Here is a 26,715-nt window from a genome sequence, read left to right as displayed (position 1 = left end):
AAGGCGCACGTGATCAAAGCGGCAATACCGGGGGCATCTCGAATCCAGCTTCAGAAGACGCCCCCGTCCAACTAGAACCAGGTTTCCATCTGTATGCCGTATTGCCACACGCCGCCTGCGTTGAAGTCAGACTTGCCGAAGGAATCGGAGGCGCTGTATCTGTCCAGATCCGAGGACCAGTTCATGACGCTGGCGAACACGCGCAATTCGGGGCGTGTGAGAAGGTCTCCAAAATCAGGTTTGAAGGTCGGGGCGACCGTGAACTTCCAGAAGTTGCCGTCGACTGCATTGCGTTCCATGTAGCCCTTGGGATCGAGGTCCATGGTTTGCCAGCTCATCTCGTAGGCCATCTCGAAATTGCTGTTGATTTCATTGGCCAGGCGCACGTTCAGTGTCATCCAGCGGTAGTCGTCGCCCTTGACGTACCGGTCCTTGCTCTGTTCGGCCAGTAAACTGGGACCGATGCGCCAGCCGGGGGCGATGGGCGTCTCACCATAGAGCGCCAGACGCAAAGCACGGGCGTCGTCGATCAGTTCGCCGTCCGAGCCGATGTTCTTGACCTCTGCCCCCAGGCCTTGCCCATAGAGCAACGCCGTTTTGAAGAAGCCTTCCCTGCCGAAAAAGTTCTTCTGGTGATTGGCCACCATGCTGTGCAGGCCGGAGTCCGCAGGTGTCAGGCCCGCCTCATTGTTGCGAGTGCCGATGTCGTTTTCTTTAGCGCCAATGGCGTTGAACATCCACTGCCACTGCCCATTGTCGAAGAACTGGTTGGAGGTCAGGATGTAGCTTTCAACATCGGCATTGACGCCGCCGTCACTGAACTCCCCGTAATTTCGCCCGATCAACGAGTAATTCGAGCGCCAGTTCTTGTTCATCTGCACGTCGTAGATGCCACCGCCGGTGCCAGCCAGGTAGACGACGTCCGAGTCCAACCAGTGGATATCGAAATTGTCCCGGTCAAACCGCTTGCCTGCCCAGAGGGTGGAATTCTCAAACACCGAGTTCCCCTTGAACGCCGCGATGTGATCCAGTTCGGTAAACACCTGCCGCACGTTCAGGTTGCTTTCGTCGGCCGTCCAGTCATTGGAGCTTTCTACGCCATCGGCGATGGACACGGTGAATTTTGAGCGGGTGCCGTTCTGCGCGTATTGCTCTTTCGACAGGTCGATCCGCATATAGGTGTCATCCTCGTTACCGAGTCGCCCCACGGCACCGCTGACGGAACCGGCCGGGGTGGTATAAGGGCCGCCACGACCGCCACCCAGGCCGTCATTGACCAGCAACCCCGAGCGGGCGTAGCCCTTGAAGCTGAATCCGTCCGTGAGGGATGCGCCACTGTCTTGTTTTTCCAGGCTTTGTTGCCGGGCTTCGAGTTTTGCCAGCCGCGTGTCCAGCGTCGGCGTGGCAACGTTTGCAGTGGATGCCACCGGTTGGAGCGCGGGAGCGGCGAGTTTGAGTTGTTGCAGTTCCCTGGCCAGGGCCTGGGTTTGCTGTTCGGCAGCCGCGGCGCGTTTTTCCGCGGCGCTGGCACGGGCCTCGAACGCAGCCATGCGTTCTTCCAGCGTCGCAGCGTGAGAGGTGGCCGCCGCGGTGCCGAGCACGCCTGCGAGAAGCCAGCTTGATGCTTTCTGCATGTGGATTTCCCTGTTTTGTTTTTATTTTTTTGTTCCCGCAATGGTCTTTTTTCTTCGGCTTTTGAATTGTCAAAAACCGTGAAAAAAAGGGTGCCTCATCGCTAATACGCTGCTACATTTGGCGATGTTAACGTTAACTTTTCTAAAAACAAAAATAAAGAGGGCTTTATGAAACAGCTCAAATCGCTCCTTCCTGCTGCGCTGCTCGGCCTTTGTGTCGGGCTTCCATCCCTCTCGACTGCCGCCAATCTGACGATCTCCTGCGGTGCCGTAGGTGCTGAATTGCAGCTGTGCAAGGAGGCTGTCGAAGCGTGGTCGAAGCAGACCGGCAACAGCGTCGAAGTGGTTTCCACGCCTAACTCGGCCACCGAAAGGTTGTCGTTCTACCAACAAATCCTGAGTGCCCGATCCAGCGACATCGACATCATTCAAATCGATATGGTGTGGCCGGGGATGCTGGCCAACCATCTGATGGACCTGCGCGAGGTGCTCCCTGCCAACGCGACCGAGGGCTACTTCCAGGCCCAGGTGGATAACGCCACGGTGAACGGCCGGCTGGTGACGATGCCCTGGTTCACCGATTCGGGGTTGCTGTATTACCGCAAGGACTTGCTCGAGAAGTACCACAAACAGGTGCCGCAGACCTGGGAGCAAATGACTGCAACCGCCCGGGAAGTCCAACAGGCTGAGCGCAGCGCCGGGAACGCCAATGCCTGGGGGTACGTCTTTCAGGGCCGCGCCTATGAAGGCCTGACGTGTAATGCACTGGAGTGGATCAGCAGCCAGCCGCAAGGTGGGCTGGTCAATCCACAGGGCGATATCGTGGTCAATAGCCCGGCCGCAAGAACCGCGTTGACGCTGGCCAAGAGCTGGGTAGGAGACATCTCCCCACGTGGCGTACTCAACTACACCGAGGAAGAAGGACGAGGTGTATTCCAGTCGGGCAATGCGCTGTTCATGCGTAACTGGCCGTATGTCTGGGCCCTGGTACAAAGCCCGGACAGTGTCGTAAAAGACAAGGTCGGCGTGGCGCCCCTGCCCCGCGGTGGCGAGACCGGCACCCACGCCTCCACCCTGGGTGGCTGGGGCCTGGCGGTGTCGCGTTACAGCGCCAATCCAAAGCTTGCCGCGCAGCTGGTGAGCTACCTGAGCAGTGCTCAGCAGCAGAAACATCGTGCCCTGGTCGGCGCCTATAACCCGGTGATCGAGTCACTTTATCAAGACCCCGAGCTGCTCGCGGCGATGCCTTATTACAGTCAACTGCGCAGCATTCTCAAGGATGGGGTCATGCGCCCCGCCTCGATTACCGCCGATCGCTATCCACGTGTCTCCAATGCCTTCTTCGATCAAGTGCATGGCGTGCTGGCCGGCGAGGTGCCGGTCGATCAGGCGCTGGCGGAGCTGGAAAGCGAACTGACACGCATCAAGCGCCGGAACTGGTAAGCCACAAGGAAGGAAATTCACCATGTCTGTCTCCACTACCCTGGCGTCCGGTGACGAGCTGATGCCCGCTCTGGAAACGCCGGTACAACGCCGCCGGGTTCGCGCCGCCTGGCTGTTCCTGACTCCGATGCTGCTGTGCCTGGCCCTGGTGGCGGCCTGGCCGCTGCTGCGTACATTCTGGTTCAGCCTGACCGACGCCAGCCTGGCGGACACCGGTGACGCAAGTTTTATCGGCCTGAGCAATTATCTGCTGCACAGCAGCACCGGTTGGTCGGGCATCCTGGTCGATCCACAATGGTGGAACGCGGTGCGCAACACCCTGCATTTCACTGTGGTCTCAGTGGGGTTGGAAATGGTGCTGGGGCTGTTGGTGGCGCTGCTGCTGAACGTCAAGTTCACCGGGCGCGCCTTGGTGCGGGCATTGATTCTGATTCCCTGGGCGATCCCCACCATTGTCTCGGCGAAAATCTGGTCTTGGATGCTCAACGACCAGTTCGGCATCATCAATCATCTGATGCTGGGCGCCGGCCTGATTGACGCGCCGCTGGCCTGGACGGCAGACGCCGACTTGTCGATGTGGGCCGTGATCATCGTCGACGTCTGGAAGACCGTCCCGTTCGTCACGCTGCTGATGCTGGCGGCCTTGCAGATGTTGCCGGGCGATTGCTACGAAGCCGCCCGCGTCGATGGCATTCACCCGCTGAAGGTGTTCTGGCGAGTCACCCTGCCGCTGCTGATGCCTGCGCTGCTGGTGGCGGCGATTTTCCGCATCCTCGATTCGTTGCGGGTGTTTGACGTCATCTATGTGCTGACCTCCAACTCGTCGAGCACCATGAGCATGTCGGTGTACGCCCGCCAGCATCTGATGGAGTTTCAGGACGTCGGCTACGGCAGCGCAGCCTCGACCTTGCTGTTTCTGGTCGTCGCAGTCATCGCCATGATTTATCTGTACCTCGGACGCCGTCAAATGGAGGTTCGCTCATGAGCCCGCGCCTACTGAAAAAAGCGCTGTTGCGCGTCGGATTCTGGTGCCTGATCGCGATTTTGCTGCTGTATGCGGTGTTCCCTTTCTACTACGCCATCGTGACGTCGCTGAAGCCGTCCAGTGCCTTGTTCCAGGTGAGCTACTGGGTCGACAACCCCGACTTCTCCAACTATGCCGCCGTGCTCCACCAGGCCTCGTTCCTGCGGGCAATCGGTAACTCGCTGGTGGTTGCCCTGAGTGTGGTCGCGCTGGCGCTGTTCCTCAGCCTGACCGCCGCCTATGCCTTGGGCCGGGTGAAGTTTCGTGGACGCGGCGCGGTGTTGATAATGGTTCTGGGCGTGTCGATGTTTCCCCAGGTCGCGGTGCTGTCAGGGCTGTTCGAGGTGATCCGTGCCCTGGGCCTGTACAACACGCCCTGGGCGCTGATCCTGAGCTACACGATCTTCACCCTGCCCTTCACCGTCTGGGTGCTGACCACGTTCATGGGCCAACTGCCCCATGAGCTGGAGGAGGCGGCGATCATGGACGGTGCTTCGCCCTGGGTCACCCTGACCCGCGTGTTATTGCCGCTGCTCTGGCCTGCGCTGGTCACCACCGGCCTGCTGGCTTTCATTGCTGCGTGGAACGAGTTCCTGTTTGCCCTGACCTTCACCCTCACCGACACGCAGCGCACGGTGCCGGTAGCCATCGCCCTGATTTCCGGCGGCAGCTCCCATGAGTTGCCTTGGGGGCTGTTGATGGCCGCTTCGGTGCTGGTCACCGTCCCACTGGTGATTCTGGTGCTGATCTTCCAGCGCCGAATCGTTTCCGGTCTCACTACCGGTGCGTTAAAGGGTTGATGCCCAACAAAGACAAGGAACAGCATCGTGATCAAGTTGAAGCTAGACAACGTGAACAAACAATTGGGCGGCATGCGCATTCTTCGCGACGTCAGCCTGGAAATCGCCGCCGGTGAATTCGTGGTGTTCGTCGGCCCCTCGGGCTGCGGAAAATCCACCCTGCTGCGACTGATCGCCGGGCTGGATTCCATCTGCGCCGGCGACCTGTTGATCGACGGGCGCCGGGTCAATGACCTGGAGCCGCGCGAGCGTGGCGTCGGCATGGTGTTTCAGTCCTATGCGCTCTACCCGCACATGAGCGTCTACGACAACATCAGTTTTGGTCTCAAGTTGGCCAAGACCGAAAAGACCAGCCTGCGCGAGCGCGTGCTGAAAACCGCGCAAATACTGCAGTTGGACAAACTGCTGCAACGCAAACCCAAGGAATTATCGGGTGGCCAACGTCAGCGGGTGGCCATGGGCAGGGCTATGGCACGGGAACCGGACATCTTGTTGTTCGATGAGCCGCTGTCCAATCTGGACGCCTCTTTGCGGGTGCAAATGCGCAACGAAATCGCCAGGCTACATGCCCGACTGGGCACGACCATGATCTACGTGACCCACGATCAGGTTGAGGCGATGACCCTGGCCGACAAGATTGTCGTGCTCAATGGCGGACGTATCGAGCAGGTTGGCTCGCCGCGGGAACTCTACGAACGCCCGGCGACTCGTTTTGTCGCCGGTTTCCTCGGCTCGCCAAGGATGAACTTTCTTGCAGCGTTCCTGCATACGCCAGGCGCAAGCAGCCTGGTGGAAAGCCTGGTATTGGGCAGGACCACCCTGCCCTTTGACAGCTCAAGCCTGGCGGCGAACAGCCAACTGAGCCTGGGGATTCGCCCGGAACATGTAGCACTCAAGGCGGCACAGGGCACAGCCGGCATCGCCGTGATCGGGGTCGAATACCTGGGCAGTGAAACCTATGTGCACCTCGATACCGGTCAGGATGAGCCGATGATCTGTCGCTGTGAGGTCCACGCCGGGTGGCGAGTGGGTGATCGGGTCGAACTGCAGGTAGAGATCGACAATCTGCACCTGTTCGATGCCGACGGCACGGCCTTGAGGCGCCACCCACAATCCCTCGAAACCCCGTTGGATGACATTGCCCAGCGCTCGGTACGAGCAGGCGCCCTATGACCGTGTGTGTGAATCCCATGAACGCTCCAATATCCGCGACCCTTGAGCTTGCGCAACAGGCGCTGAGCGCTGGTCTGTCTCGCGTCACCGATGACTATCGCCCCGACTATCATCTTGCCCCGCCCGCAGGCTGGATGAACGACCCTAACGGAGTGGTGTACTTTCGCGGCGAGTACCACGTGTTCTATCAACATCACCCCTTCGACGCGAAATGGGGCCCGATGTATTGGGGGCATGCCAAGAGCGCTGACCTGGTCCATTGGCAGCACCTGCCCATCGCACTGGCGCCAGGCGATGACTTTGACCGCGACGGGTGTTTTTCCGGCAGTGCGGTGGTGTGTGGCGACACGTTGGCGTTGATCTACACCGGGCACACCTGGCTGGGGGAAGTGGGTGACGAACGCCAGATCCGCCAGGTTCAGTGTCTTGCCACCAGCGTCGACGGCATCCGGTTCGTCAAGCAGGGTGTCGTCATCGAGACCGCACCGCAAGACACGATCATGCATTTTCGTGATCCCAAGGTCTGGAAGGACAACGACTATTGGTACCTGATTGCCGGCGCACGCCTGGGCGATACGCCTTTACTCCCCTTGTACCGCTCCACCGATCTGCGCGCCTGGGAGTTCCTTGACTATGTAGCCCGCGGCAACGAGGGCGATGGCTATATGTGGGAGTGCCCGGACCTGTTTCGCCTCGATGGGCGCGACGTGCTGCTGTACTCCCCCCAGGGCATGCGCCCCGAGGGTTACGAGCGGCTCAACAAGTACCAGACCGGTTATCGCGTGGGGCAACTCGACAGCCAATGGCACTTCAGCGGCGACCCGTTTATCGAGCTGGATAACGGCCATGACTTCTATGCTGCGCAAACGCTGGTGGCTGCTGACGGTCGGCGCCTGGTGTGGGCGTGGCTCGACATGTGGGAAAGTCCGATGCCGAGCCAGGCCCATCACTGGTGCGGCATGCTCGGCCTACCCCGGGAACTGCAGTTGCATGCCGACCGCCTCAGGGTGTTTCCGGCCCGGGAACTGACCGCTTTACGCAAGGCACCGCTGCCGCACACCTCTGCGTGGGTTGGACCGGGCTACGAATGGGTGCCACAGGTCAATGGCGACAGGCTCGAGCTCCATGTGCATCTGGATTTGCTCGGCTGTGCCGAAGGTCACCTGGGTATCGCCTTGCGTTGCAGTGCTGAGGGCGACGAACAAACCCTGCTCTATTACGACGCTTCGCTGCAGCGCCTGGTACTGGATCGCAGTCGTTCGGGCGCGCAGGTGAGCGGTCAGCGCAGCGTGGCGATAGACCACGCCCAGAAGTCCTTGCACCTGCGGGTGTTTCTGGATCGTTCGTCCATCGAGGTGTTTGAGCAAGACGGCCGCTTCAGCCTCAGCAGCCGCGTCTATCCGCGGCCCGACAGCCTGGGGGTAAAACTATTGGCAAGCGGGGCTGGCGGACGCGTCTCCATTGGTAATGCATGGCCGCTGGCTTCCGCATGGCTATGAGCAATGTCATTCGAGTCGCGACAAGCCCGGAGCCTGTGTCATGATTCGGCGTCAACCTGACTGGCCGCACCTCGCATGACTTCAGTGAAAGACGTTGCACAGCTGGCCGGCGTGTCCCTGATGACGGTTTCTCGAGCGCTCAACAATCCGGAAAAACTGAGCCCCGAAACCCTTCAGCGGGTGCGTCGCGCCATTGACGAACTGCAATTCGTACCGAGCCTTTCGGCGCGCAGGATGCGCGGGGACAATCTCCAGGCGCGAACCATCGGTGTGTTCGCACTGGATACCGCGACCACACCTTTCGCAGTCGAGCTGCTGCTGTCCATCGAGCAGACCGCGCAGCAAGCCGGTTGGAATGTGTTTATCCTCAACCTGTTGAGCAACCCGCCCACCGAGCAGAACATCGACCTGATGATGTCGCACCGTCCCGACGGGTTGATCTTCAGTGCCATGGGATTGCGCCAGGTGAGCATCCCCGAGCGCCTGAAAAGCAAACCCCTGGTACTCGCCAATTGCCTGGCCGATGACACTCGCCTGGTCAGCTATGTGCCCGACGATGAAACGGGGCAGCATCGAGCGGTGCATCACGCCTTGAGCCAAGGCTATCGGCGCCCTCTGTGTATCAATCTGCCAAAACAGAGCCTTGCCTGGAGCCTGCGACAAGAAGGGTTGCAACGTGCCTGCCAGGCCTTTGGGCTGGCGCCGGAAGCACTTCTGCAATACGACCTTTCCGATCACGATGCCTACGGTGAAACCGCAGCCATTCTCGACCGGCACATCATCGAGGGGCGACCGCAGTTCGACATTCTGATCTGCGGCAACGACCGTATCGCCTTCTGTGCCTATCAGTTGTTGTTGGGCCGTGGCCTGAAGATTCCCAGCGATGTTGCGGTGCTCGGCTATGACAACATGATCGGCATCGCCGAGCTGTTCATTCCGCCACTGACCACGGTCCAACTGCCGTACTACGAGATCGGTCGCAGGGCTGCCCGGCACCTGATCGAGAACCTCGAGGTGTCGGGCGCCCAGCCGGTAGATTGCCCATTGGTAGTCAGGGCGTCGCTGTAAGCCGAGTCTGTATTGGGCACGCTCTGAGCTGTCTCAAAGCGTCCGGACACTGCTTTATCAAGCAATCAGATCGTTGGCACTGAAGGTATTGACGCCCAGTAGCTGGATTTCGAAATCCGCATCCAGATTGTCGTTGATGTTGCCGTAAAGCACCTGATCGACGAAGCGCAATTGCCCCGCGCTCGTGAAGTCGTTCGAGTCGATGAAGCTGAACCCGTTGATTGGCATGGTCAGGAAATCGGCAGCCAGTTTCGATAGGTCAATCTTATCGCCCAGAATGCTGCTGAAGTCGGTAATGACGTCGCGAGCGCTTCCCTTACCCAGTTCATCCAACGCACTGAAAACAAATCGATCGGCTCCAGTGCCGCCAGTGAGCGTGTCACTGCCAATGCCGCCGATCAGCGTGTCATCGCCTGCGCCGCCGTTGAGTTTATCGTTGCCAGCTCCACCGTTCAGCACGTTGTTGCCGGTGTTGCCGTTCAGCACGTTGCCCAGGGCGTTGCCGGTACCATTGAGGTGGGTGCTGCCGACCAGGGTGAGGTTTTCCAGGTTAGCACCCAGGCTCCAACTCACCGAGGAGCGCACGGTATCGATCTCGCTAACCGTGGTGCTGGTTTCGATGACGATGTCCCTGAGGTTGTCGACCACATAAGTGTCATTGCCGGTGCCGCCGATCAGCGTGTCGATACCGCTGCCACCGTCCAGGGTGTCGTTACCTGCTCCGCCGTTCAGCACATTGTTGCCAACGTTGCCAATCAGCACGTTACCCAATGTGTTGCCGTTGCCATTGAGGTGGGTGCTGCCGATCAGGGTGAGGTTTTCCAGGTTGGCACCCAGGGACCAGCTCACCGAGGAGCGCACGGTATCAATCTCGCTAACCGTTGTGCTGGTTTCGCGGACGATGTCCCTGAGGTTGTCGACCACGTAAGTGTCCTTGCCCGTGCCACCGATCAGCGTGTCGATACCACTGCCACCGTCCAGGGTGTCGTTACCTGCTCCACCGTTCAGCACATTGTTGCCGACGTTGCCAATCAGCACGTTACCCAATGTGTTGCCGGTGCCATTGAGGTGGGTACTGCCGATCAGGGTGAGGTTTTCCAGGTTGGCACCCAGGGACCAGCTCACCGAGGAGCGTACGGTATCGATTTCGCTGGCCAGGGTGCTGGTTTCGCGGACGACATCCCTGAGGTTGTCGACCACGTAGGTGTCGTTGCCGGTGCCACCGATCAGCGTGTCGATGCCCCTGCCACCGTCCAGTGTGTCGTTTCCTGCGCCACCGTTCAGCACATTGTTGCCTGCATTGCCGATCAGCACATTGCGCAGGGCATTGCCGGTGCCACTGAGGTGAGCAGTGCCTATCAGGGCGAGGTTTTCCAGATTGGCGCCCAGGGTCCAGCTCACCGAGGAGCGCACGGTATCGATTTCACTGGCTAGCGTGCTGGTTTCGCGGACGACATCCCTGAGGTTGTCGACCACGTAGGTGTCGTTGCCGGTGCCGCCGATCAGCGTGTCGATACCAGTGCCACCGTTCAGCAGATTGTTGCCGACGTTGCCCATCAGCACGTTGTTCAGGGCGTTGCCGGAGCCACTGAGGTGGGCAGTGCCTATCAGGGCGAGGTTTTCCAGATTGGCCCCCAGAGACCAGCTCACCGAGGAGCGCACCGTATCGATTTCACGGGCCAGGGTGCTGGTCTCACGAACGATGTCCCTGAGGTTGTCGACCACGTAGGTGTCATTGCCGGTGCCGCCGATCAGCGTGTCGATACCACTGCCACCGTCCAGTGTGTCGTTGCCTGCTCCTGCGTTGAGCACGTTATTGCCCGCATTACCCGTCAGGACGTTACGCAGGGCATTACCGGTGCCGCTGAGGTGAGCAGCGCCGGTCAGGGCAAGGTTTTCCAGATTAGCGCCCAGGGTCCAGCTCACCGAGGAGCGCACCGTATCGATTTCACTGGCCAGGGTGCTGGTCTCACGAACAATGTCCCTGAGGTTGTCGACCACGTAGGTGTCATTGCCGGTACCACCGATCAGCGTGTCGATCCCCCCGCCGCCGTTCAGCAGGTTGCTGCCGGCGTTACCGACCAGTACGTTGCCCAGCGTGTTGCCGGTGCCATTGAGTGAGGCTGACCCGATCAGCGTGAGGTTTTCCAGATTGCTGCCCAGGGTCCAGTTCACCGAGGAACGCACCGTATCCACTTCGCTGACCAGGGTGCTGGTTTCGCTGATCAGGTCACTGATGTTATCGACCACGTAGGTGTCGTTGCCAGTGCCACCGATCAGCGTGTCGATACCACTGCCACCATCCAGGGTGTCGCTGCCCGCCCCTCCTGAAAGGGTGTTGGCGCCAGCGTTACCGGTGATGCGGTTGTTCAGCGCGTTGCCGGTACCGTCGAGGTTGCCGGTGCCGCTCAGTGTCAGGTTCTCAAGGTTGCTGCCAAGAATGTAGTTGATTGATGAAACAACGCTGTCGATTCCGCTATTGAGGGCACTGCTTTCCTGAACCACGTCACCGCTGTTGTCGACGACGTAAGTATCGTTACCCGCCCCGCCGATCATCAAGTCCTTGCCGGCACGGCCATTCAGCAGGTTGTTTAGTGCGTTACCAATGAGCGTGTCGTCATTGGCCGAGCCGACTGCGTTTTCAATTTTTGCGCCATAGGCGATCGCCAGCCCGTCGTTGAACGCCGCCTGGGTGTCTAGGTCGATGAACGCTTGCCCTATTTTGCTGAACTGGCCTTCATTCAGATTGATGCGCACCGCTGCGAGCTGATTGGTGGCATCGATAGTGTCATTGCCGCCTGCGTCCCAAATCGTTTCGAAAACCGATTGGTCTGCCGCCCAACTGTATGTGTTGTTGCCGGTCTGCCACTGAGTGTTGGCCCCATAGAGACTCTGGATGGCGGCAATGTCCAGCAGCATGGGCGTGGTTGGCTCATAGGAATAAGCACTGTCGTAACTCATGATGGTATAGCGGACATCATCGAACTGAGGCGCCAGTACCGTGGGGTTTGACAGGCTTTGCGAGAACGGGTGCTTGAGGCCCAGAGCATGGCCGATCTCATGCATAAAAGTCAGATAGTCGTACGTACCTTTGACCGGAGTCGGGTCGTTCGTCACTGGCCCGATCCAGACATCACCGGCACTGGGTGTGTGAGCGGGAAAATAGCCCCAGGCAGCGGTGTCTTCGTCCATATCCAGATAGCCGCCGAAGCGCAGATCACCGACGTTGGTGGAGGACTCGCTGACCCGTGTGAATTTGAGGTTGGCGACCGAACTCCAGGTGCCGAGCGCGCTGACGATGGCGTTTTGCTGCGCTGACGTCAGGAGATAGATGGACTCATATTCACTATCACTGCTGTAATTGATGGCGAAACGTGAGTCCGCCGTGACGAAGCTATACGTCAGGGGCGTGGTAAACGTGCCGGTGCTCCACGAGTTGCCCATCCAATAGGTGCCATAAAGCAAGCTATTGACCTGCGCATTGCCGGTCAGCTTTGCGGACGAAACAAACGAGTAACCAACGGGATGGGGCATGTGAAGCTTCCTTGGGCAGTCTGTGGCCTTTCCTGGTGCGGCCATTACAGAGGGATATTTTGCATTAGAATGAGTGGATTTAACATCATCTTGCCACTATTTTTGTCTTCAGTGAGATGACGGTGCAACGAGCCATTCGTTGACCCTGCGGATATCCTCCTCCCCCAATCTGCCGCTCCAGCGATGCAGCACCAGCAAACTGGTCACGAACTTGTATTGGGACTGATTGAAGTCGCGCCGTGCGCGAAACTCTTCCTTGATACTGTCCAGCACATCGACGGCATTCTTGACGCCGTATCCGAAGGCCTTCTCGGTGCCTATCCGTGATTTTTCGGCGGATTCCAAGGCGCGTTGTGTTGCCTTGATTCGGCTGAGCCCGGTTGTCACGCCAAGATAGGCCGTTCGGGTTTGCGTGATGACCTGACGCCGCAAGGCTTCCAGCTCTTGCTCGGCGACTTCCTTATCGTTTTCGGAGCTTGATACTCGGGCACGGGTGGAGCCGCCGCTATAGAGCGGCACCTGCAAGTCCAGAGAGGCGACGAGATTGTCCGAACGAGGCGCCAACGCGCCTTCATAGCCGATATCACTGCGTTGCGCGGTCAAGTTCAGCCCCAACCGTGGCAGATGTCCCGCCCTGGCTTCACCGATAGCGGCCTCGGCGGCGCGGATACTGTGCTCGCGGGCAAGCAGTGCCGGGTTACTGTCCAGTGCTGTCTGCACCCAATGGTCCTGCGCTTGCGCAGGTAAACTGAAGGCTGGATTGCCAGCCATGCGTTTGAGCGGCTCACGGATATCACGCCCCACCAGTTCGGACATGGCTTGACGACTCACCTCGACCTCATTGCTGGCTTCGATCTCATCCGCCCTGAGCGCATCCACACGCGCCTCAAGGTCAAGTACATCAGTCACCATCGCCATTTTGCGTGCATACAGCGCGTGGGTCCGTTTGAGGTTGCGCTCGGTCGCGTCCAGCTCGCTGCGTACCAGGGCCAATTCGTCCTCCGCCGCGAGAACCGCGAAGTAGCGCTCGGACAAATCAATGCTGGCCTGCACTTGAGTGTCATCGGACTCGTACTCGCTCTGGCGGGCCAGCTCTATGTACTTTTGGTAGCTGCGCCAGACCTGCGGATCGTAAATAACCTGATTGAGCATCATCGCCAGGCGTTTGCCGTTGTATTGGATACGATTCAAATCGTCGTCGCGCCGACTGCGGTTAACACTGCCGCTGGCATTGAGCTGTGGCAGCAGTTGACCAAAGGCCGCCCGCTCGCTGCCCTCACCACTACGGACCATCGCTTGTGCCCGTAAAATACGCGGGTCAGCCACTTGGGCTTCCTGATGCAGTTGCAACAGATCTGTGTAAGGGAGCGCCGAGCTGTCGTCAGCGAGAGCGCCAAGTGGCACGAGGGCCAGACTCATCGCGATCAGAAGCTTCATGTCAATCCTCGATCAACGAACGGGCAAACGCATTGCTGGCCGGCTGCATCAAATACTGCAACAGCGTCCGCGCGCCCGTATTAATCAGCACTTCGACCGGCATTCCCGGTACCAGAGTGAGATCGCCCAGGGCCTGACGCCCCTTGTCGGTCAGGGCCACGCGTGCCAGGTAATAAGCGGCACCGGTGTCCTTGTTGATCAGGCGATCAGCTGATATCTGCACCAGTTGCCCTTCGATGACTGGCGTGGTGCTGCTCTTGAACGCACTGAAGCGAATGTCCGCCAGTTTGCCCAGTGCGACACGGTCGATGTCCATCGGTGACAGCTGTGCTTCAACAATCAGTTCTTCGTTGGCCGGGACGATGTCCAACAGCGCAGTGCCTGGACTGACCACTGCGCCCAGCGTGTGTACGGTCATACCCATGACCATTCCCGACTCGGGCGCGAGGATATCGGTGCGTTGGTCGCGGTCCTGCAGGGTGGCCAGCCGCTCGCGCAATTCATAGACCTTGGTCTGCGCATCGCCCAGCAGACCTGCGACCTCGGTGGCAAAAGTCTTTTTCAGTTGCAGTATCTTCAACCGCGCCTCGTCGATATGAACCCGCGCTCGCGCGCTTTCGGAGCGGCTTTCAGCAATTTCGGCCTGCAGCCGAGAAAGACTTCGCTCTTGCTCGCGCAGACGCTGCTTGTCCACGTAGCCTTCGGCGAGCAATGCACGCAAGTCGACAATCTCTTCTTCATAGGAAACGGCGAGCATCTGTTTGCTGGCGATGACGGCCTTGAATCCGCGGATCTGTTCTTCGATTTGTCCGATGGACTTCTCCAGCAAGCCGATTTCGCCCAGCAACGAGGTCCGTCGGGTCTGGAAGATCCGCCCTTCACTGTCGCGAGCCTCGCGCACTCGGGGATCATTGGGATCCAGCGTAGGCACGAGCGGTGGCTCGGGCAGCGCATCACGTTCAGCCACCAATCGGGCCTGGAGTTCGAGCGCGGCGATCAACTGGCTACGCATGGCTTCCATTTCCGAACGCGCCTGGGTGTTGTCGAGTACCAACAACACATCGCCGGCTTTCACCAGGTCACCGTCATGCACGCGCAGTTCGCGCACAATGCCGCCCTCAAGATGTTGTACGGTCTTGCGATAGCTCTTGACGGTTACCACACCCGGCGCGAGCGCAGCACTGTCGAGCGGAGCCAGGGTAGCCCAGCCGCCAAACAGGCCAAAGGTGACCAGCAGCATCAAGTAGCCGATGCGCCGTACTGGTTTGTCATCGATTGGCAGCCCGGACATATCGACGGATGAGTGCTTAGTGTCTTGCATAACGTTGTTCATCCGTCCCTACGATTCAACCGCGGCAGCCTGGTGGGCCGTCGGCGTCGCGCCCTGTAGCCGTGCCAGGACCTTGTCGCGCGGCCCGAACAGGCTCAGCTCGCCGTGATTGAGAACCAGCAGTTTGTCCACCTGCGCCAACACCCCGGAACGATGGGTAATGACAAACACCGTGGCCCGATTCTGCCGCAGTTTCTGCAGCGCTTCGGCGAGCATTTTTTCTCCAGCGTCATCCAGATTGGAGTTCGGCTCGTCAAGTACCACCAGACGCGGCTCGCCGTACAAGGCGCGGGCCAGCCCGATGCGTTGCCGCTGGCCGCCAGAGAGTCCACCGCCATTGGCGCCAATCAAGGTGTCGTAGCCATCGGGCAGTTGCAGCACCAGGTCATGTACACCGGCCATGCGCGCGGCGGCGACCACTGCAGGCGCATTCACCGGGCCGAAGCGTGAGATATTCTGGCTGATGCTGCCCTCGAACAGTTCTATGTCCTGGGGCAAATAGCCGATGTACTGGCCCAGTTCGTCCCGGCGCCATTGGCTGATGTCTGCACCGTCCAGGCGCACGGTTCCGGCCAGGTTTGGCCAGATCCCCAGCAACGCCCTGGCCAGGGTCGACTTTCCTGCGCCGCTGGGACCAATGATCCCCACCACCTCACCAGCGGCCACCTGGAAGTCCACGCCGCGAATAATCGGCTTGCGATTGTCCGGGGATCCCACTGAAAGCCCCTCGACGCGAATCGCCCCTTCAGGTGCGGGCAACGACATGCGCTCAGGCTCGGCGGCGATCTTGACCAGCAACTCGTGTAATCGGGCATATTGCGAGCGTGCGCCAAGAAAGCCTTTCCAGACGCCGATCAACTGATCGATAGGCGCCAGGGCGCGCCCCAGTAAAATGGAGCCGGCAATCATCAGCCCGGGCGAAATCTCATGATTGATCGTCAAGTAGGCGCCCAGGCCCAACATCAGCGACTGAACAATCTGGCGGAACGTCCTGGACATCGCCATCATGGTCGCGGCGCGGTCGCTGGCCAGGCTTTGCAAGGTCAGGACCTTATGGATTTGCCCGTTCCAGTGCTGACGCAGACTTGCAAGCATGCCCATGGATTCGACCACTTCGGCATTGCGCAGGCTCTTGTTAGTGAAGGTGGTAGCCGCGATCTGCTCGCGGTTGGCCGCCTGCAACGGTGCATGAGTGAGCTTCTCGTTGATGAACGCCAACGCCCCTAGCATCACCGCACTCACGACCCCCATCCACCCGTACCATGGATGAAAAATGAACATCACCGCCAGGTAGATCGGAATCCACGGAGCATCGAAAAAGGCAAACAAGCCGTTACCGGTCAGAAACTGGCGCAAGGCGTTCAGGTCGCTCAACGGCTGGGCGGTGGCATTCATGCCGTTGGTGTTGAGTGCCCGCTTGAAACTGGCGTCGAACAGACGCTGGCCCAGCAGCGTGTCCAGGCGAGTACTGATTCGTACCATAATCCGCGAACGAACCCACTCCAGGCCGCCCATCGTGATCATCAACAGCAACATGATCAGCGTGAGCATCAATAAAGTCGACTGGCTGGCGCTTCCTACTGCACGGTCATACACCTGCAACATGTAGAACGATGGAACCAGCATCAGCAAATTGACGAAAAAACTGAAAAAACCGACGCAAAGAAAACTGCCTTTGCATAGGGCAAGGGCACCTTCCAGCTCGGTCCTGGGGTGGGCTGACATGATTCTTACCTGAGGCCCGCTGATGGGCAGACCTGCGAAAACCTAGTGGGTACAGGCGCACATACGCCTTGAGTATTGGGGGCGACCCCCTCTGAAGCGCTTGCGCAATCAGGATCTACGCGCGCTGTATCGGCATGTGTGTGCGGTTCTGAAGGGTACCCTCAAAGGATCGCCATCGCCTGTTCTTACATCTTTGTCGCCCCACCTCTGCGCCTGCCCACCTCTGGCTGGACTACTTTGCGAACAACTGGCTCATATCCTTGAACGCCTTGAATTCAAGCGCGTTACCGCAAGGGTCGAACAGGAACATCGTCGCCTGCTCACCCACCTGCCCCTTGAAGCGAATGTAGGGTTCAATCACAAACTGGGTACCGAAGGATTTCAAGCGTTCGGCCAGTGCTTCCCATTCCTCCCAGCCCAAAATGATGCCGAAATGAGGAACAGGTACGTCATGGCCGTCCACCGGGTTGCTGTGAACGCTTTCCTGGGCCGCGGTTTTTGGCTGCTCATGGATCACCAACTGGTGGCCGTAAAAGTTGAAATCGACCCAGTGGGCGCTGGAGCGCCCCTCTTGCAGTCCAAACACTTCACCATAAAAGGTGCGTGCGCCAGCGAGGTCGTAAACCGGGATTGCCAAGTGGAAGGGAGAGAGGTTCATCAGGACTCCTTTTTTGTGCTTTTTGGGTGAGGCCATCGTAGAGCGGCGCTACAGGCGGAAAAATCAATATATATTGCTTAGAAACACAATTAATATTTGTGAATGATTAAAGAACTCAAGACGCTCCTCGCCGTCGCACGGGAAGGCACTTTCGCTGCGGCCGGGAACAGGATCGGCCTCACACAGGCCGCCGTGAGCGCGCAAATCCAGCGTCTGGAGGCGCAGCTTGGCTTCGAAATATTCGACAGGAAAGGACGCTCGGCGCACCTCAACCGCAAGGGGCACCAAGTGCTCTTGCAGGCACAAGAGTTGCTGCGCCTCTACGACAATCTGGGCTGTGGCACCGCCGAACTTGCGACCAATGTCCTGGTGAACATCGGCGCCATTGCGTCCGTTCAGCGTTCCTATTTGCCGGACGCTTTGGCCAGGTTCCATCAGCAATGCCCTCAGTGCCGTACTCGGGTGCTGCCGGGGCTGTCGATGGAGCTGGTCAATCTGGTGGACGCTGGCGAAATCGACATGGCGGCCATCATCCGTCCGCCCTTCTCGCTTCAGAGCGACCTGCGCTGGACGACCCTGACACTTGAGCCGTATCGATTGATCGTTGCCCGCGAAGTGCCGGGGGAAGATTGGGCGACACTCCTTTCCAGCCTTCCATTCATTCGATATGACCGTGCTTCATTCGGTGGCCGGCAGGTGGATCGTTTCCTGCGGCAAATGCATTTCACCGTGCGCGAGGTGTGTGAACTGGATGAGCTGGAGGCCATCATCAAGCTGGTTGAAAACGGTGTGGGAGTGGCATTGGTCCCGCAAACATCGGCCCATGACTGGCCGGCGGGTGTCAGAGCCCTGGACCTTGGTCAGCACACCTTCCATCGGGATATCGGACTGGTGCATCGGTCGGGACAAAGCCTCACCGAACCGGTGCGGACTTTGGCTCAACTGATTGCCGAACAAGCCAGTACCGGTTCTGAGTAAAAAAGCTTTTGTCGACCGAATGATCTATACCTTCAGATACACGCAGTCAGGCCGACAGCGTTGATAGGCAATAATAAAAAAGCCGTGGTGAACATCGCAGGATGATGTTTCTGGCGCCGTGGGTTTGGAATGGCGCATCACTTTCAATGCCTGAAGTATCGATCATGAGCCGGATCAAACGCGTATTGGAAGGCCGTACCAAAGCACTCTCGCGCCTATGCCTGGTGCTGCCGACGCTGATTGTCTGTAGCGCCTACGCCGCACCTTTGACGATTGAACTGCACATTCTGGACGCGCCGCCGTTGACGTTTGTCGATGACCCCAAGGGGCACGGAATTGTCGGCGATGTTGCCGTAGCGGCCATGACCAAGGCCGGGTATACCGTGCAGTTCCATATCCTTCCTTGGGCCCGCTCACAGAAACACGTCAGCGAACAGCGCAATCACCTGATCGCGCCCCTGTCGCGCACGCCGGAACGCGAGGATCGCTTTACCTGGATCGCGTCGGTCATGCCCATGGAACGCGCCTTCTTCACCCTCGACCGGCAAGTGAGCAGTTTCGCCGAAGCCCGGCAAACCTACCGCAAGATCGGCGTCGGCCTGGGAAGTGCGCAGCAGGAGATCCTGCGCACCGAAGGGTTCAGCGATGAGCAGATCTACCCGCTGGTCATTGGCGACAACCCCGCCCAGATGCTCTTGATGGGACGTATCGACGCTTGGTTCAACGGCGTCCCTGAGAGTCGGTATATCTGGCCCAAGGTGTCCAAGCGCGAACTGCTCATGAGCCCGGTCAATAGCAGTGCCGATCTCTATCTGGCCTGCTCCAAACGGTGCTCCCCGAAAATGGTCAAGAAGCTGCGGGCGGCCGTTGAAAGCCTTCGCGCCAGCGGCGAAATCCAGCGCATCCATGACCGCTATCTGCCGCAGTAGCGTTCTTCACGCAGGTAATTCGGTGCATCTGGCAACCTGAAGGGACATCAACGCAATTGATAGCCGCCTAACGAAAGCCCTCAGCTAGAGCGCTGGGCGATGTCTTATATCATTCCGAATGATAGTTACCTTTGCTTCATTCGATTCGTGCCTCACCGCCTCCCCACGCATCATCCGCCCATCTCAATACTCTTGGCGGATGCTATCCATGGAATATTCACTTTCAAAATTGCGCTTTCCCCTGGCACTGATGGCGGTGCTGGTGATGAGTGCATGCGGCAAGACCCCAGATACGGCGGCTTCCATGCCGGCGGCCAAAGTCAGTGTGGCCAAGGTGCTGGAGCAGCCGGTCAACGAGTGGGACGAATTCACCGGGCGCCTCGAGGCACCTGAAACCGTTGAGATCCGACCCCGCGTTTCAGGACAGATCGATAACGTAGCGTTCACCGAAGGCGCTCTGGTCAAGAAAGGCGACCTGTTGTTCCAGATCGATCCGCGTCCCTTCCAGGCTGAAGTGCGTCGCCTCGAAGCCCAGTTGTCCCAGGCCCGAGCGACGGCTACCCGTAGCGAGAACGAAGCCAAGCGTGGCGAGCGCCTGCGCTTGAGCAATGCCATTTCCGCCGAGCTGGCAGATTCGCGTACCAGTGCTGCCCAGGAAGCCCGCGCTGCCGCTGCGGCGATCCAGGCACAACTGGACCTGGCCAAACTGAACCTGAGCTTCACCCGGGTCACTTCGCCTATCAGCGGTCGCGTCAGCCGGGCGGACATCACCGCCGGCAACCTGGTGACCGCCGATGTCACGCCGCTCACCAGCGTGGTGTCCACCGACAAGGTCTACGCCTACTTCGATGCCGACGAGCGCGTCTTCCTCAAGTACACCCGCCTCGCCCGCGAAGGCCAGCGTGGTCAGGCCACTCCGGTCTACATGGGCCTGTCCAACGAGGAAGGTAATCCGCACCTGGGCCATATGAATTTCATCGACAACCAGGTCAATCCACAGACCGGTACCATTCGTGGTCGCGCGGTGTTCGACAACAAGGATGGCGCCTACACCCCTGGGCTGTATGCCCGGCTGAAACTGGTGGGCAGCGGCACTTACTCGGCCGTGCTGATCAACGACGAAGCCGTCGGCACCGACCTTGGCAAGAAATTCGTGCTGGTGATGGACGCCGACAATAAGCCGGCCTACCGCGCTGTCGAGCTGGGACCGAAGATCGAAGGCCTGCGCATCGTGCGCAACGGCTTGAGCAAGGACGACACCATCATCGTCAAGGGCCTGCAACGCGCTCGCCCCGGTACACCAGTCACGCCTGAAACCGTGCCGATGGCCAGCGAAGAAACCATTGCCGCCCTGGCACAACAACGAAAAGCGCTCGAAGCCAGCAACCTGCCCCAAGTCGCGCCTGCCAAGGCTGCTTCCGGATCGGCAGGCAAACTGGCCGCAGCGACCCCACGCGGTTAAGGGACTGAACTCAAGATGAAATTTTCCCAGTTCTTCATTTCGCGGCCGATCTTCGCAGCGGTGCTTTCGCTGCTGATCCTGATCGCCGGCGCCATCTCACTGTTCCAGTTGCCGATCAGCGAATACCCGGAAGTCGTGCCGCCGACCGTGGTCGTGCGCGCCAACTTCCCGGGCGCCAACCCCAAGGTCATCGGCGAAACCGTAGCCGCTCCCCTGGAGCAAGCCATCACCGGCGTCGAGAACATGCTGTACATGTCCTCGCAATCCACCGCAGATGGCAAGATCACCCTCACCATCACCTTCGCGCTGGGCACCGACCTGGACAACGCCCAGGTGCAGGTGCAGAACCGCGTCACGCGGACTGAACCCAAGTTGCCGGAAGAAGTCACCCGGATCGGCATCACGGTGGACAAGGCATCGCCCGACCTGACCATGGTTGTGCACTTGACCTCGCCGGACCAGCGCTACGACATGCTTTACCTGTCCAACTATGCCCTGCTCAACATCAAGGATGAGCTGGCGCGCCTGGGCGGTGTGGGTGATGTGCAGCTATTCGGCATGGGGGACTATTCCCTGCGGGTCTGGCTTGACCCGAACAAGACTGCTTCGCGTAACCTGACCGCCACCGACGTGGTCACCGCCATCCGCGAACAGAACCGTCAGGTCGCCGCCGGTGCCCTGGGCGCGCCTCCGGCACCCAATGCCCAGGCATTCCAGCTCTCGATCAACACCCAGGGGCGCCTGGTGAATGAGGAAGAGTTCGAAAACATCATTATCCGTTCCGGCGAGGACGGTGAAATTACCCGCCTCAAAGACATCGCACGAGTGGAGTTGGGCTCCAGTCAATACGCCCTGCGCTCATTGCTCGACAACCAGCCGGCGGTGGCGATCCCGATCTTCCAGCGCCCCGGCTCCAACGCCATCCAGATTTCCAACGATGTTCGCGCCAAGATGGACGAACTCAAGCAGAACTTCCCGGCGGGAATGGATTACAGCATCGTCTATGACCCGACGATCTTCGTGCGCGGCTCCATCGAGGCGGTGGTTCACACCCTCTTCGAAGCGCTGATCCTCGTGGTACTGGTGGTGATCCTGTTCCTGCAGACCTGGCGCGCCTCGATCATTCCGCTGGTGGCCGTGCCGGTGTCGCTTATCGGTACGTTTGCCGTGATGCATCTGTTCGGCTTCTCGCTGAACGCGCTCTCGCTGTTCGGGCTGGTACTGGCGATCGGTATCGTGGTGGACGACGCCATCGTGGTGGTGGAGAACGTCGAACGCAACATCGGCTTGGGACTGACTCCGGTGGAAGCCACCAAACGCGCCATGGGCGAAGTGACCGGCCCGATCATCGCTACCGCCCTGGTGTTGTGCGCGGTATTCGTACCGGCGGCGTTCATCAGTGGCTTGACCGGGCAGTTCTATAAGCAGTTTGCTTTGACCATTGCCATTTCCACGGTGATCTCGGCATTCAACTCCCTGACCCTGTCGCCAGCCCTGGCCGCAGTGCTGCTCAAGAGTCATGACGCGCCCAAGGACCGTTTTTCCAGGTTCCTGGACAAGATATTCGGTGGCTGGCTGTTCCGTCCGTTCAACCGCTTCTTCGACCGTGCCAGTCACAGCTACGTGGGCACAGTTGGCCGCGTGATCCGCAGCAGCGGCATCGCCCTGCTGGTGTACGCAGGCCTGATGGTGCTGACGTTCTTCGGGTTCTCCAACACCCCGACCGGTTTCGTACCCGGCCAGGACAAGCAATACCTGGTGGCCTTTGCCCAACTGCCGGATGCCGCGAGCCTGGACCGCACCGAAGACGTGATCAAGCGTATGTCGGACATGGCCCTCAAGCAGCCGGGCGTCGAAAGCGCCGTGGCCTTCCCTGGCCTGTCGATCAACGGCTTCACCAATAGTCCGAACGCCGGCATCGTGTTCGTCACCCTCAAGCCCTTCGACGAGCGCAAGGACCCCAGCATGTCTGCCGGGGCCATTGCCGGGGCCTTGAACGGCCAGTACTCGGAAATCCAGGAAGCCTACATGGCGATCTTCCCGCCGCCGCCGGTACAGGGCCTGGGCACGATCGGTGGTTTCCGTCTGCAAATCGAAGACCGGGGCAACCTGGGCTACGACGAGCTGTACAAAGAAACCATGAACATCATCACCAAGAGCCACAACGTGCCGGAACTGGCCGGGCTGTTCACCAGCTACACGGTGAACGTGCCGCAGGTCGATGCCGCCATCGATCGTGAAAAAGCCAAGACCCACGGCGTGGCCGTCAGTGACATCTTCGACACCCTGCAGATCTACCTGGGCTCGCTGTATGCCAACGACTTCAACCGCTTTGGCCGCACCTATCAGGTCAACGTTCAGGCCGAGCAACAGTTCCGCCTGGAGTCGGACCAGATTGGCCAGCTCAAGGTGCGCAACAACCGTGGCGAGATGATCCCGCTGGCGACCTTCATCAAGGTCAGCGACACCTCGGGACCTGACCGCGTAATGCACTACAACGGCTTCATCACTGCGGAAATCAACGGTGCCGCTGCCCCGGGCTACAGTTCCGGCCAGGCTGAAAAAGCCATCGAGAAACTGCTCAAGGACGAATTGCCCAACGGCATGACTTACGAGTGGACCGACCTGACGTACCAGCAGATTCTCTCGGGCAATACCGCGCTGTTCGTGTTCCCGCTCTGTGTCCTGCTGGCGTTCCTGGTGCTGGCGGCACAGTACGAAAGCTGGAGCTTGCCGCTGGCGGTGATCCTGATCGTACCGATGACCCTGCTGTCGGCCATTACCGGGGTAATTCTTTCCGGCGGCGACAACAACATCTTTACCCAGATCGGATTGATCGTACTGGTGGGGCTTGCCTGTAAGAACGCCATTCTGATCGTTGAGTTCGCCAAGGATAAACAGCTCGAGGGCATGAACCCCCTGGCTGCGGTGCTGGAGGCCTGCCGCCTGCGTCTGCGGCCGATCCTGATGACCTCCTTCGCGTTCATCATGGGCGTGGTGCCGTTGGTCTTCTCCAGCGGTGCAGGTGCTGAAATGCGCCATGCCATGGGTGTCGCGGTGTTCTCGGGCATGCTCGGGGTGACCTTCTTCGGTCTGCTGCTCACGCCAGTGTTCTATGTACTGATCCGCAACTTCGTCGAGCGCAGCGAGGCCCGCAAAGCGGCCCGGGCGTTGAAACTGGAGGCGCAACAATGAGTTTGAAAGTGTTTGTGCCGAGCCTGCTGGTACTGGCCTTGAGTGCTTGCGCCGTAGGCCCGGACTACAAGGCACCGCAAACGGAGGCGGCGAACATCACCACCGCCACCGACGGTGCCGCCGGCCAGAAGAATTTCGACCGTGCCCGTTTCGAAGGGATCTGGTGGCAGCAGTTCGAAGACCCGACGCTCAACGCGCTGGTCACCCGTTCCCTGGAGGGCAACCGCGAGTTACGCGTGGCGTTCGCCCGTTTGCGAGCGGCCCGAGCGATACGCGACGACGCCAGCAATGACGTCATGCCGACCATCACCAGCCGCGCCAGCAGCAACCTGGGCAAAGGCCAGATTCCGGGGCAGACCACCGACCGGGTCAGCACCGAACGCTATGACCTGGGCCTGGACATGGCCTGGGAGCTGGATCTGTTCGGGCGCATCCAGCGCAACCTGGAAGCCACCGATGCCGATCAGCAGGCGGTCGAAGCCGATCTCTATCAGTTGCAGGTGACAATGATCGCCGAACTGGTGGACGCCTACGGTCAACTGCGCGGCGCCCAACTGCGGGAAAAAATCGCCCTGGCAAACCTCGAGAACCAGCAGGCGTCGCGCAAGATCACCGAAAGCCTGCGTGATGCCGGCGTCGGCGATCAGCTCGACGTGGTCCGTGCCGATGCGCGCCTGGCCTCGGTCGAAGCCAGCGTGCCGCAGTTGCAGGCCGAACAGGTACGCCAGCGCAACCGCATCGCTACCTTGCTGGGTGAGCGCCCGGACAAACTGAGTGTGGACCTGAGTCCCAAACAGCTGCCGGCCATCGCCAAGGCCCTGCCGATTGGCGATCCGGGTGAACTGTTGCAACGTCGCCCGGACATTCTCAGCGCCGAGCGCCAACTCGCTGCCGCCACTGCGCGCATTGGCGTGGCCAAGGCCGATCTGTTCCCACGGGTCAGCCTCAGCGGTTTCCTGGGCTTTACCGCCGGACGCGGTTCGCAGATCGGCTCATCGGCGGCCAATGCCTGGGCGCTGGGGCCAAGCATCACCTGGGCTGCCTTCGATTTGGGCAGTGTGCGGGCGCGTCTGCGCGGTGCCGACGCTGAGGCGGACGGCGCCTTGGCGACCTACGAACAGCAAGTGCTGCTGGCCCTGGAGGAATCGGAAAATGCCTTCAGCGACTACGGCAAGCGCCAGCAACGCCTGATTTCGCTGATCCGGCAGAGCGAATCGAGTCGAGCCGCCGCTGATCTGGCTGAAGTCCGCTATCGCGAAGGCACCGAGGATTTCCTCGTCCTGTTGGATGCCCAACGTGAGCGCCTGGCCGCCGAGGACACTCAGGCCCAGGCCGAAGTGGACCTGTATCGCGGCATTGTCGCGATCTACAAGGCCCTGGGCGGCGGCTGGCAACCGGAAGCCGTAGCCAGCAACTGACCGACCTCATTCAACCGAGCTCCTTTGGTTGGCCGCAACCAACCAAATTTTCGCCCCGCCTCCCATGTTGGACGCGGGGCTTTTTTTGCCTGCTGCAAACGCCCGGTGGGAGCGAGCCTGCTCGCGATGGCGCTGGGTCAGTCAACTCAAATGCCAACTGATATACCGCTATCGCGAGCAGGCTCGCTCCCACCGGGTTATCTGCAGATTCTTTCAAGGTTTGACTCAAGCCCGCACCTGACCGAAGCTTGCGGCATTTCACGCTTCCTGGTTATGGACTACCTGCATGCCCTCGCCTCGCCGCTATCTGTTGCTCAGCCTGTCTGTCCTGTTGGTAATCGGTCTAGTCGCAATGTGGCTACGCAGCACCACGCCGCAAATTCCCGAGGCAATCAAGCGTGGCTACAGTGAAGCCCTTGAGCACGCACGCAATGGGCAGCCAGGGGCGGCGCGGATGCTCTATCAGCAATTGGGTCGCCCGGACCTGTCGCCCAAGCGCCGGGTATGGCTGCACGCCGAGCTACCGAACTACCCAAGCCCCCAAGCCCTGAAACTGGCGGACGCGGACCTGCACAGCGAGTCGCCGGATGTGCGTCGAGCGGCCATCGGCAGCATCAGCGGGCTGGTGCCAACCGGCCAACGCAGCCTGTTGCTGGGGCCGTTGCTCGAAGATCAAGACCCAAGCGTCCGCTTCGCCGCAGTGAACGCGTTGCTGGGCCTATCGCCGGATGAGCTTGGTTTGTACTTCGGGCCTATGCAGCTTGTCATCGGTATGTGGGAGCAGATGCTTGAAGACGGTCCACCAACCGCCGAGTCCCACTATCAGCTGGCCCGGCTGCATCTGCATAACGCTGAACTGAAAAAGGCTCAGTTGGCGCTGGAACAAGTCCTGCGCCTGCAACCGGACAACCTGCCAGCGCTGGTCATGCAGATCGACGTGCTGGACAAACAGGGCCAGGCCGACGCTGCACGTCAGTTGCTTGCCCAACAGTTGAAAAACCAGCCGGAGTCGGCTTATCTGCAACATGCATTGGGTCTGTGGCTGCTGCACCATGGCCAGGCGGAGTACGCGCTGCTTGGTTTGGCAAAAGCCGTGGAGCTTGAGCCCGAAAACCGACATTACCGTTATGACCTGGCAACCACCTTGTATGCCGAACAGGAACTGGAAGCGGCGCAGAAACAGTTACAGGAAATCGTCCAGCGCTACCCGGCTGATCGCAGGGCGCGGGTGCTGCTGATCAACTACTGGAAGGAGTCCGGGCAGTTGCAGAATGTGCAGATCCTGTTGGCGCAACTGGAGCAACTCAACCCCGATGATCCGGCGCTGCAGCAAGGCCTGTAGGCGTTTCCCCGCTGCCAGAAAATTGAGCAGTACACCTCGTTTTATCAACGAAAGCGGAACCGTGAT

Annotated in this window: 18 protein-coding genes; 12 read left to right on the top strand and 6 right to left on the bottom strand. The window is 59.8% G+C overall.

What is annotated here, in order from left to right; all coding sequences use genetic code 11:
* Positions 1 to 71: 71 nt before the first annotated feature.
* On the bottom strand, positions 72 to 1,634 hold the full coding sequence (locus CRX69_RS17740; RefSeq protein ID WP_107322467.1) for a carbohydrate porin: 1,563 nt from the start codon (positions 1,632 to 1,634) through the stop codon (positions 72 to 74).
* 168 nt (positions 1,635 to 1,802) lie between these two features.
* Between CRX69_RS17740 and CRX69_RS17735 the strand changes: the two genes are divergently transcribed.
* From CRX69_RS17735 to CRX69_RS17710, 6 genes are all read left to right on the top strand, one after another.
* On the top strand, positions 1,803 to 3,077 hold the full coding sequence (locus CRX69_RS17735; RefSeq protein ID WP_107322466.1) for an ABC transporter substrate-binding protein: 1,275 nt from the start codon (positions 1,803 to 1,805) through the stop codon (positions 3,075 to 3,077).
* Between the two features lie 22 nt (positions 3,078 to 3,099).
* Entirely contained in the window at positions 3,100 to 4,062 is a 963-nt protein-coding gene (locus CRX69_RS17730; protein ID WP_107322465.1) for a carbohydrate ABC transporter permease, read from the top strand.
* Positions 4,059 to 4,901, top strand: coding sequence for a carbohydrate ABC transporter permease (locus CRX69_RS17725; RefSeq protein ID WP_047226425.1), 843 nt, complete (start codon positions 4,059 to 4,061; stop codon positions 4,899 to 4,901). Before CRX69_RS17730 ends, CRX69_RS17725 begins: the two co-directional genes overlap by 4 nt.
* A 27-nt stretch (positions 4,902 to 4,928) precedes the next feature.
* Positions 4,929 to 6,074 carry an ABC transporter ATP-binding protein gene (locus CRX69_RS17720; protein WP_107322464.1) on the top strand — a complete coding sequence of 382 codons (1,146 nt, stop codon included), beginning with the start codon at positions 4,929 to 4,931 and terminating at the stop codon, positions 6,072 to 6,074.
* On the top strand, positions 6,071 to 7,573 hold the full coding sequence (locus tag CRX69_RS17715) for a glycoside hydrolase family 32 protein (protein ID WP_107322463.1): 1,503 nt from the start codon (positions 6,071 to 6,073) through the stop codon (positions 7,571 to 7,573). The genes CRX69_RS17720 and CRX69_RS17715 overlap by 4 nt, the downstream gene beginning before the upstream one ends.
* A 75-nt stretch (positions 7,574 to 7,648) precedes the next feature.
* On the top strand, positions 7,649 to 8,641 hold the full coding sequence (locus CRX69_RS17710; protein ID WP_047226423.1) for a LacI family DNA-binding transcriptional regulator: 993 nt from the start codon (positions 7,649 to 7,651) through the stop codon (positions 8,639 to 8,641).
* A gap of 57 nt (positions 8,642 to 8,698) precedes the next feature.
* Here CRX69_RS17710 and CRX69_RS17705 read toward each other — a convergent pair whose 3' ends face one another.
* The 5 genes from CRX69_RS17705 to CRX69_RS17685 form a co-directional block, all read right to left on the bottom strand.
* Complete coding sequence (locus tag CRX69_RS17705; RefSeq protein ID WP_107322462.1) at positions 8,699 to 12,175, bottom strand: M10 family metallopeptidase C-terminal domain-containing protein; 3,477 nt, start codon at positions 12,173 to 12,175, stop codon at positions 8,699 to 8,701.
* A 108-nt stretch (positions 12,176 to 12,283) separates the two neighbouring features.
* Positions 12,284 to 13,612, bottom strand: a complete 1,329-nt coding sequence (locus CRX69_RS17700) for a TolC family outer membrane protein (RefSeq protein ID WP_047229091.1) — start codon at positions 13,610 to 13,612, stop codon at positions 12,284 to 12,286.
* Position 13,613: 1 nt separating this feature from the next.
* Positions 13,614 to 14,933, bottom strand: coding sequence for an HlyD family type I secretion periplasmic adaptor subunit (locus tag CRX69_RS17695; protein ID WP_076384617.1), 1,320 nt, complete (start codon positions 14,931 to 14,933; stop codon positions 13,614 to 13,616).
* Positions 14,934 to 14,951: 18 nt separating this feature from the next.
* Complete coding sequence (locus tag CRX69_RS17690) at positions 14,952 to 16,667, bottom strand: type I secretion system permease/ATPase (protein WP_047229093.1); 1,716 nt, start codon at positions 16,665 to 16,667, stop codon at positions 14,952 to 14,954.
* A gap of 232 nt (positions 16,668 to 16,899) precedes the next feature.
* Complete coding sequence (locus tag CRX69_RS17685) at positions 16,900 to 17,325, bottom strand: VOC family protein (RefSeq protein WP_076384613.1); 426 nt, start codon at positions 17,323 to 17,325, stop codon at positions 16,900 to 16,902.
* Positions 17,326 to 17,427: 102 nt separating this feature from the next.
* Between CRX69_RS17685 and CRX69_RS17680 the strand changes: the two genes are divergently transcribed.
* From CRX69_RS17680 to CRX69_RS17655, 6 genes are all read left to right on the top strand, one after another.
* Positions 17,428 to 18,303 (top strand): LysR family transcriptional regulator, encoded by an 876-nt coding sequence (locus tag CRX69_RS17680; protein ID WP_047229095.1) that lies wholly within the window; start codon positions 17,428 to 17,430, stop codon positions 18,301 to 18,303.
* Between the two features lie 164 nt (positions 18,304 to 18,467).
* Entirely contained in the window at positions 18,468 to 19,232 is a 765-nt protein-coding gene (locus tag CRX69_RS17675) for a substrate-binding periplasmic protein (protein ID WP_107323274.1), read from the top strand.
* 208 nt (positions 19,233 to 19,440) lie between these two features.
* Positions 19,441 to 20,694 carry a multidrug efflux RND transporter periplasmic adaptor subunit MexE gene (gene mexE, locus CRX69_RS17670; RefSeq protein ID WP_076384609.1) on the top strand — a complete coding sequence of 418 codons (1,254 nt, stop codon included), beginning with the start codon at positions 19,441 to 19,443 and terminating at the stop codon, positions 20,692 to 20,694.
* A gap of 15 nt (positions 20,695 to 20,709) precedes the next feature.
* Positions 20,710 to 23,889: an efflux RND transporter permease subunit gene (locus CRX69_RS17665; RefSeq protein ID WP_047229097.1), complete on the top strand. Its 3,180-nt coding sequence runs from the start codon at positions 20,710 to 20,712 to the stop codon at positions 23,887 to 23,889.
* On the top strand, positions 23,886 to 25,307 hold the full coding sequence (locus CRX69_RS17660; RefSeq protein ID WP_047229098.1) for an efflux transporter outer membrane subunit: 1,422 nt from the start codon (positions 23,886 to 23,888) through the stop codon (positions 25,305 to 25,307). The genes CRX69_RS17665 and CRX69_RS17660 overlap by 4 nt, the downstream gene beginning before the upstream one ends.
* Before the next feature lie 286 nt (positions 25,308 to 25,593).
* The gene (locus tag CRX69_RS17655) at positions 25,594 to 26,649 is read left to right on the top strand and encodes a HEAT repeat domain-containing protein (RefSeq protein WP_076384605.1); all 1,056 of its coding nucleotides are present in this window, start codon (positions 25,594 to 25,596) and stop codon (positions 26,647 to 26,649) included.
* Positions 26,650 to 26,715 lie beyond the last annotated feature (66 nt).

Origin of the sequence: Pseudomonas rhizophila (genome assembly GCF_003033885.1) — a bacterium.
Lineage (GTDB): Bacteria > Pseudomonadota > Gammaproteobacteria > Pseudomonadales > Pseudomonadaceae > Aquipseudomonas > Aquipseudomonas rhizophila.
The sequence above is the reverse complement of the archived record's forward strand: the minus strand, read 5'-3'. Positions and strand labels throughout refer to the sequence as shown.

What these genes read in the sequence shown, in the direction of transcription:
- CRX69_RS17740 (WP_107322467.1), bottom strand. Translation starts at nt 1,634, where the DNA reads ATGCAGAAAGCATCAAGCTGGCTTCTCGCAGGCGTGCTCGGCACCGCG.
- CRX69_RS17735 (WP_107322466.1), top strand. Translation starts at nt 1,803, where the DNA reads ATGAAACAGCTCAAATCGCTCCTTCCTGCTGCGCTGCTCGGCCTTTGT.
- CRX69_RS17730 (WP_107322465.1), top strand. Translation starts at nt 3,100, where the DNA reads ATGTCTGTCTCCACTACCCTGGCGTCCGGTGACGAGCTGATGCCCGCT.
- CRX69_RS17725 (WP_047226425.1), top strand. Translation starts at nt 4,059, where the DNA reads ATGAGCCCGCGCCTACTGAAAAAAGCGCTGTTGCGCGTCGGATTCTGG.
- CRX69_RS17715 (WP_107322463.1), top strand. Translation starts at nt 6,071, where the DNA reads ATGACCGTGTGTGTGAATCCCATGAACGCTCCAATATCCGCGACCCTT.
- CRX69_RS17710 (WP_047226423.1), top strand. Translation starts at nt 7,649, where the DNA reads ATGACTTCAGTGAAAGACGTTGCACAGCTGGCCGGCGTGTCCCTGATG.
- CRX69_RS17705 (WP_107322462.1), bottom strand. Translation starts at nt 12,175, where the DNA reads ATGCCCCATCCCGTTGGTTACTCGTTTGTTTCGTCCGCAAAGCTGACC.
- CRX69_RS17700 (WP_047229091.1), bottom strand. Translation starts at nt 13,612, where the DNA reads ATGAAGCTTCTGATCGCGATGAGTCTGGCCCTCGTGCCACTTGGCGCT.
- CRX69_RS17695 (WP_076384617.1), bottom strand. Translation starts at nt 14,933, where the DNA reads ATGCAAGACACTAAGCACTCATCCGTCGATATGTCCGGGCTGCCAATC.
- CRX69_RS17690 (WP_047229093.1), bottom strand. Translation starts at nt 16,667, where the DNA reads ATGTCAGCCCACCCCAGGACCGAGCTGGAAGGTGCCCTTGCCCTATGC.
- CRX69_RS17685 (WP_076384613.1), bottom strand. Translation starts at nt 17,325, where the DNA reads ATGAACCTCTCTCCCTTCCACTTGGCAATCCCGGTTTACGACCTCGCT.
- CRX69_RS17680 (WP_047229095.1), top strand. Translation starts at nt 17,428, where the DNA reads ATGATTAAAGAACTCAAGACGCTCCTCGCCGTCGCACGGGAAGGCACT.
- CRX69_RS17675 (WP_107323274.1), top strand. Translation starts at nt 18,468, where the DNA reads ATGAGCCGGATCAAACGCGTATTGGAAGGCCGTACCAAAGCACTCTCG.
- mexE (WP_076384609.1), top strand. Translation starts at nt 19,441, where the DNA reads ATGGAATATTCACTTTCAAAATTGCGCTTTCCCCTGGCACTGATGGCG.
- CRX69_RS17665 (WP_047229097.1), top strand. Translation starts at nt 20,710, where the DNA reads ATGAAATTTTCCCAGTTCTTCATTTCGCGGCCGATCTTCGCAGCGGTG.
- CRX69_RS17660 (WP_047229098.1), top strand. Translation starts at nt 23,886, where the DNA reads ATGAGTTTGAAAGTGTTTGTGCCGAGCCTGCTGGTACTGGCCTTGAGT.
- CRX69_RS17655 (WP_076384605.1), top strand. Translation starts at nt 25,594, where the DNA reads ATGCCCTCGCCTCGCCGCTATCTGTTGCTCAGCCTGTCTGTCCTGTTG.